Consider the following 5,452-nt stretch of genomic DNA (forward strand, 5'->3'; position numbering starts at 1 on the left):
ACTGGAAGAAAAGCACATCAGCATCGTGGATTCACTAAAGAAGGGTATCCAGATCAAAGGCAATTACTCCCTGCTCTACTCCATCTTCCGCAACCTGATGGACAATGCCATCGCATACGCCGGAACCAATATTCAGATAAACATCAACTGTTTCCGTGAAGATGAGAACTACTATTATTTCAGCTTCGCAGATACGGGCATCGGTGTCTCTCCGGAACATCTGAACCGCCTTTTCGAACGTTTCTACCGGGTGGACAAAGGGCGTTCACGCAAACTCGGCGGAACCGGTTTAGGGCTTGCCATCGTAAAGAATGCCGTCATCATCCACGGAGGAAACATTTCTGCCAAGAATAATCAAGGCGGCGGACTGGAATTTGTCTTCACGCTGGCGAAAGAGAAATAAACAGCTTGGTTTTTCTTTATTCACAGTGCAGTCAAACAATCAGCCACTCTCCCAGATTCCGTTTCGCGGCATCAAAAGACACACCGACTTTCACCAGTCGCCTGCCATCCACGGTGTAGGGCAAAAGGTAACCTTTTTCATCAATCTGCTTCAGAGCTTCTTCGGCGGTGCCGGTGAGTTTAAATTCGAACACATAGATGTAGTCCGCAGTCTTTACTACTGCGTCGGCACGACCGATAGCGGTACGGACTTCCGCTTGCGTGAATTGCCCCATGAGTTTGAAGACGAGATAGAATACAACTTGATAATGACGTTCAGTTTTCTCGTTCAGTTCGTAAGGAAAATCGGCGAAGAAACAGGACAGACGAGTGAGGAAAGCTTCCGTTTCGCCCGTTTCCAGTTCATGCACAAATTTCCCGATATAAAAGGTGGTATCGGTGGATGCGACAGGAGTATAGAAAGGGGCGACAAAATTGAGGAAACCATATTTCACCTCTTCGTTAGGAAACCCCAGCGTATATGTACGAAAACGTTGGTCGAACGACTTTATAGTCAGGTATCCGCTTTGATAAATCATCGGAACAGGATTGGAGATATTCGCCCTGTCGTCACTCAATGAAGCAGAAGAGACTTCAATACCGTCCAATTCGCGAAGGTCAAAATTTGTCTTCTTTAGGATCTCTACCAGAAAAGTAGGCGTTCCGCTGGCAAACCAATAGTCACCGAAACGCGACTTAGCAAGGGCATTGAGCACACTGAAAGGATTGAACATGGGAGTAAATCCTTTCTCAGGAGTGAAGCGGTAACCGTCATACTGGCGGGTGAGTTGCTCTATAGCTTCGTCATAATTTGTTTCAGCCTGGAGAGCCAGTTCTTGCAATTCAGGTACAAAAACGGTTTCGATTTCCGTACGTGTCATGCCGCAAAGGGTGTTGTACTCAAGGTCGAAGCTGATATCATTCAACTGGTTAAGCGTGCTGAAAATGCCCATCTGCGCAAACTTCGTTACTCCGGTGATAAAGACAAACTGAAGATAAGGGTCAGCATCTTTGAGTACAGTATAGAAAGCGGTCAGCGTTTTACGGAAGTCTTCTTGCAAATCAGGTTTATCGAATGTCTGAAGCATGGGTTTGTCATATTCGTCTACGAGTACGACCACACGGCGTCCGGTCTGTTCGTATGCACGTCGGATAATGGTAATGAAGCGTCCGGAGTAGGTCATTGTGCCTTTATCTACTCCATACATCTCTTCCCAACTTTCCAGTTGCAGTTCAAGCATTCCTTCCAATCGTTCCCTACTGTCATATTTCTCAGCATTCAAGCTTAGGTGCAACACCGGGTATTCGAACCAGTTCTGCTCCAATTTCTCGATAGCGAGTCCTTCGAAAAGTTCTTTCTTCCCCTTGAAATAAGCTTCAAGCGTGGAAAGCAACAGGCTCTTCCCGAAACGCCGGGGACGACTGAGGAAATAAGGCTTCCCTTTCGTTACGAGACGATAGACCAGTTCTGTTTTATCGACATAAAGATATCCTTCCGAGCGAAGAAATTCGAAACTTTGTATCCCTATCGGGAGCTTACGGAGCGTTTTAACAGGTGCGTTCATATCAGCTTTTATTAAAAAATAACCAATGCTACGGGCAAAGATAACAAATTCGATGCAGATTCCACCCGAAGGGAAGAGATTATTTAGCCCTATTCACACAAAGTCGGCTGTATCGATAAAAAATACGAAGCCGCATATCCAGTTTTCAAAACTTACCGGAATATCGGTATGTTTTTTCACATAGTTTTCATACCTTTGCTTTCGAAAGTAAGTTTAAACCAACCAATTGTCATGAAAACAAACATAAGCCTTATACTCATTCTGTGCCTTCTTCTTGGCGCCTGTAAAAACGGGAATGCTTCAAGTCAAAACAAAAGCGAAACACCGCAAGATACCATTAAGGCTATTAAGATGCCCGCCATCCCGCAAATGATGACAGCACCGGAACAACGGGCCGACTTTCTGGCCAAGCATTATTGGGACAATGTAAACTTTGCCGACACCAACTATATCCACCATCCGGAAGTAACGGAACAAGCGTGGGCAGATTATTGCGACTTGCTGAACCACGTACCGCTTGAAACAGCCCAACAAGCCATGCGCAATGTAATCGACCGGACCAATGTGGACAAGAAGGTGTTTACATATATCACCGACCTGGCAGACAAGTATCTGTATGATCCCAACTCCCCCATGCGCAACGAAGAATTTTATATACCGGTACTGGAAGCAATGATAGCCTCTCCTGTATTGAACGAAACAGAGAAGATACGTCCCCAGGCCCGTCTTAAGCTGGCTCAGAAAAATCGTATCGGAACCAAAGCGCTCAACTTCACTTATACCCTGGCCTCAGGAGCACAAGGTTCATTATATCAGTTGAAAGCGGAATATCTTCTGTTATTTATCAATAACCCCGGCTGTCAGGCATGCACAGAAACCATAGAAGGTCTGAAAAACGCTCCCATCATCAACCAGCTTTTACAGGAAAAGAAGTTGGTACTTCTCTCCATCTACCCCGATGAGGAACTGGACGAGTGGAAAAAGCATCTGAGCGAATTTCCCAATGAATGGATTAACGGATATGACAAGAAGTTCACTATCAAAGAAGAACAGGTCTATGACTTAAAGGCTATCCCGACTCTATATCTGTTGGATAAAGACAAGACTGTATTGCTTAAAGATGCCACTGCACCAGCCATTGAAGCATATCTAATGCAGCATCAATAGTTAACATGTAGTTCCAATATCAGTTCCAACCGTTGAAACAAAATGTTTCTGCCGCTCGGAACTAAAGTTTCATCGGCTTGAAACCAAAGTTTCTTCAGTTTGAAACTAAAGTTTCATCTGCTTGAAACTAGAGTTTCATCCGCTTGAAACCGTTGGTTTCAACGCTTTGGAACTTTCTAAAGCTGTACTTCCCTAATAATGGTTGACTTGTTTATCTCTAATAGCTGCTATGTGTTGACTAGAAATATTACTAACCCTGGCAGCTGTTTACTTTATTATTTATTATTCCTGCCTCCGGTTTACTTATTTTTTTCTTATTCCTTTAACCGGTTGACTCTTCTCTTTGAAAGAAGAAAAAAGAAAGGAACTCACCCTTTTTCCTCTTTCTATCCCGCTAGCAGGGCATTCTTGGTCTTTTCATAAGCAAATGTACATATTTATTTTTAAGCAAGTGCTACATTCAGATACTTTTCTCTGTAGCTTATCCATCTTTTCCTGATAGGTCCTTGCATTTCTCCTGCCTGTACCGGGGTAAGCATATCCAAGCTCATATGAGGCCTTTCGTTGTTATAGAAGTGAACGGCTGTTGCTACAGCTTTTCTGACTTCCTGTATTGAACTAAAGCGCATTCCTTGCAGCAATTCATTCTTTATAATGCCATTCACACGCTCAGCTATGGCATTGTCCTTGGGATTGCCATCCTCTGTCATGCTGGGAAGAATCCCGTTATGTCGTAATATGGCAATATAATCCGCACTGGCATATTGTACGCCTCGGTCGGAGTGATGGATCAAACCCTTAATCTCCTTTGCAGCTATGCGTCTGACTGCCATTTCCAGAGCTTCCACTGTGTAACAGCTTCCCAGAGTATCACCTACGCAATACCCAATGATCTCCTTCGTATAGGCGTCTGTCACCAGAGACAGGTAGCAGAACACATAACTGCCGTCAGGCAACCATATGGTAATGTAAGTGATATCACTAACCCACAGCTGATCAGGATGTTCTAATAGCAATGTCCTGGTTAAATCAGGATACTGTGGCAAGTGATGAGAGGAGTCTGTCGTACGTGGAGCCCGAAAACGTTTGCGTATTGTCAGCTTATACTTGGACAATATAGCACAGAAACAGTCACGCCCAACAAAGGCCTGGCTGGTGCCGAACTCATTACGGTACATCAGCCAAAGTTTCATCCCCCCAATACCAGGGTCCTTTGAACGCACACGTTTGACAAACTCAAGAACAAAACGTTCACGGGCCGAACTATCCGTACTATGGTCAACATACTTATAAAAGGCTTGCTTTGTTACACCAAACAATTTGCAAAGAGAGACCACCGTATAGGCATGCCTCCCTTTACAAAGCCTTTTTATTGTTTGGTACCAGCTTTTTTTCGGATAGGAAGATTAAACATCTCCTCGGCAACATCAATCATCGTATCGAAGGCGTGCGCACGCATTTTAGCATCTTTAAGCTCTGCACGTAAACGCTCATTCTCAAGACGTAAGGCAGTAATTGAGGAGGATTCCTCCGAGGACTTGGGAGACTTGTGCTTTTTCATATAAGCGGATATTTCAGGATTAGAATCCTCAAAGATACGAACCCAACGCCAAAATGTAATACGGGCAATCCCTTTTTCTTGGGCAAAACGAGAAACTGAGAAATTCGAACGATAGAAATCGCCAAGAAGTTCAAGCTGATAAGGACTAAAGGTCATGTCACTCTTTTTCATCTTTTATTCATTTTAGTTGATACTTATAGTAGTCAACCAAATCCAGGGTAAGACAAGCAACTATCAATTAGAGTAACTTGACTGCATGACCGGAGTAACCCAATCGCATTAGTTGCTCCAATTCACCCGTTCTTTCAAGAAGCATTAACTCATTTATTGGCTACTAATAGATGAGTTATCAGCCTTTAATACCTGATTTCTCAATTATTAATAGTTGATATGTCAATCTTTAATAGTTGACGTATCAGACGTTAACATCCTACAAATCAACCTATAACACTACAAAACGTCACGTCATCCGATGCACCGGAGTGAGAGCAACCGTTTGCTCTCATACCTGCCACCACACTTGCTACCACGCTTGAAACAGCGATGAATAAAGGGATACGCAGGAATTGTTAGAGCATGAGAGCAAAACTGCTGTTATTTTCTTTTTGGTAGAAACAAATAAACTATATATCTTTGTCCCCGCATTGGTTTGCGACTCTCATCACGAGGGAAGCGATTAAAAGGGAATCAGGTGTAAATCCTGAACAGTCCCGCTGCT

The 5,452-nt window shown here is 43.7% G+C and carries 5 protein-coding genes and 1 riboswitch; of the genes, 2 read left to right on the forward strand and 3 right to left on the reverse strand.

Features of this window, described 5'->3' with window-relative positions:
* The coding region (locus RDN93_RS21605; RefSeq protein ID WP_308747383.1) for an ATP-binding protein at positions 1-403 on the forward strand (403 nt) is incomplete at its 5' end.
* Positions 404-434: 31 nt separating this feature from the next.
* Here the strand turns inward: RDN93_RS21605 and RDN93_RS21610 are convergent.
* On the reverse strand, positions 435-2,006 hold the full coding sequence (locus RDN93_RS21610; RefSeq protein ID WP_022470077.1) for an ATP-binding protein: 1,572 nt from the start codon (positions 2,004-2,006) through the stop codon (positions 435-437).
* A 231-nt stretch (positions 2,007-2,237) separates the two neighbouring features.
* Here RDN93_RS21610 and RDN93_RS21615 point away from each other — a divergent pair, with 231 nt between their 5' ends.
* Positions 2,238-3,173, forward strand: a complete 936-nt coding sequence (locus tag RDN93_RS21615) for a DUF5106 domain-containing protein (protein ID WP_008764813.1) — start codon at positions 2,238-2,240, stop codon at positions 3,171-3,173.
* 443 nt (positions 3,174-3,616) lie between these two features.
* Here the strand turns inward: RDN93_RS21615 and RDN93_RS21620 are convergent, their stop codons facing one another.
* Both RDN93_RS21620 and RDN93_RS21625 read right to left on the reverse strand, forming a co-directional pair.
* Complete coding sequence (locus RDN93_RS21620; protein WP_105100199.1) at positions 3,617-4,546, reverse strand: IS3 family transposase; 930 nt, start codon at positions 4,544-4,546, stop codon at positions 3,617-3,619.
* A complete protein-coding gene (locus tag RDN93_RS21625) occupies positions 4,543-4,905 on the reverse strand; it encodes a hypothetical protein (protein WP_070751096.1) in 363 nt (120 codons plus the stop codon). Before RDN93_RS21625 ends, RDN93_RS21620 begins: the two co-directional genes overlap by 4 nt.
* 457 nt (positions 4,906-5,362) lie before the next feature.
* Positions 5,363-5,452: riboswitch (cobalamin riboswitch) on the forward strand. This riboswitch is flagged as partial in the annotation.

It is taken from the genome of uncultured Bacteroides sp. (assembly GCF_902491285.1).
In the GTDB taxonomy this organism is placed as follows: domain Bacteria; phylum Bacteroidota; class Bacteroidia; order Bacteroidales; family Bacteroidaceae; genus Bacteroides.

Bases quoted from the DNA above. Each gene is read 5' to 3' on its own strand.
- RDN93_RS21615 (WP_008764813.1), top strand. From the start codon at position 2,238: ATGAAAACAAACATAAGCCTTATACTCATTCTGTGCCTTCTTCTTGGC.
- RDN93_RS21625 (WP_070751096.1), bottom strand. From the start codon at position 4,905: ATGAAAAAGAGTGACATGACCTTTAGTCCTTATCAGCTTGAACTTCTT.
- RDN93_RS21610 (WP_022470077.1), bottom strand. From the start codon at position 2,006: ATGAACGCACCTGTTAAAACGCTCCGTAAGCTCCCGATAGGGATACAA.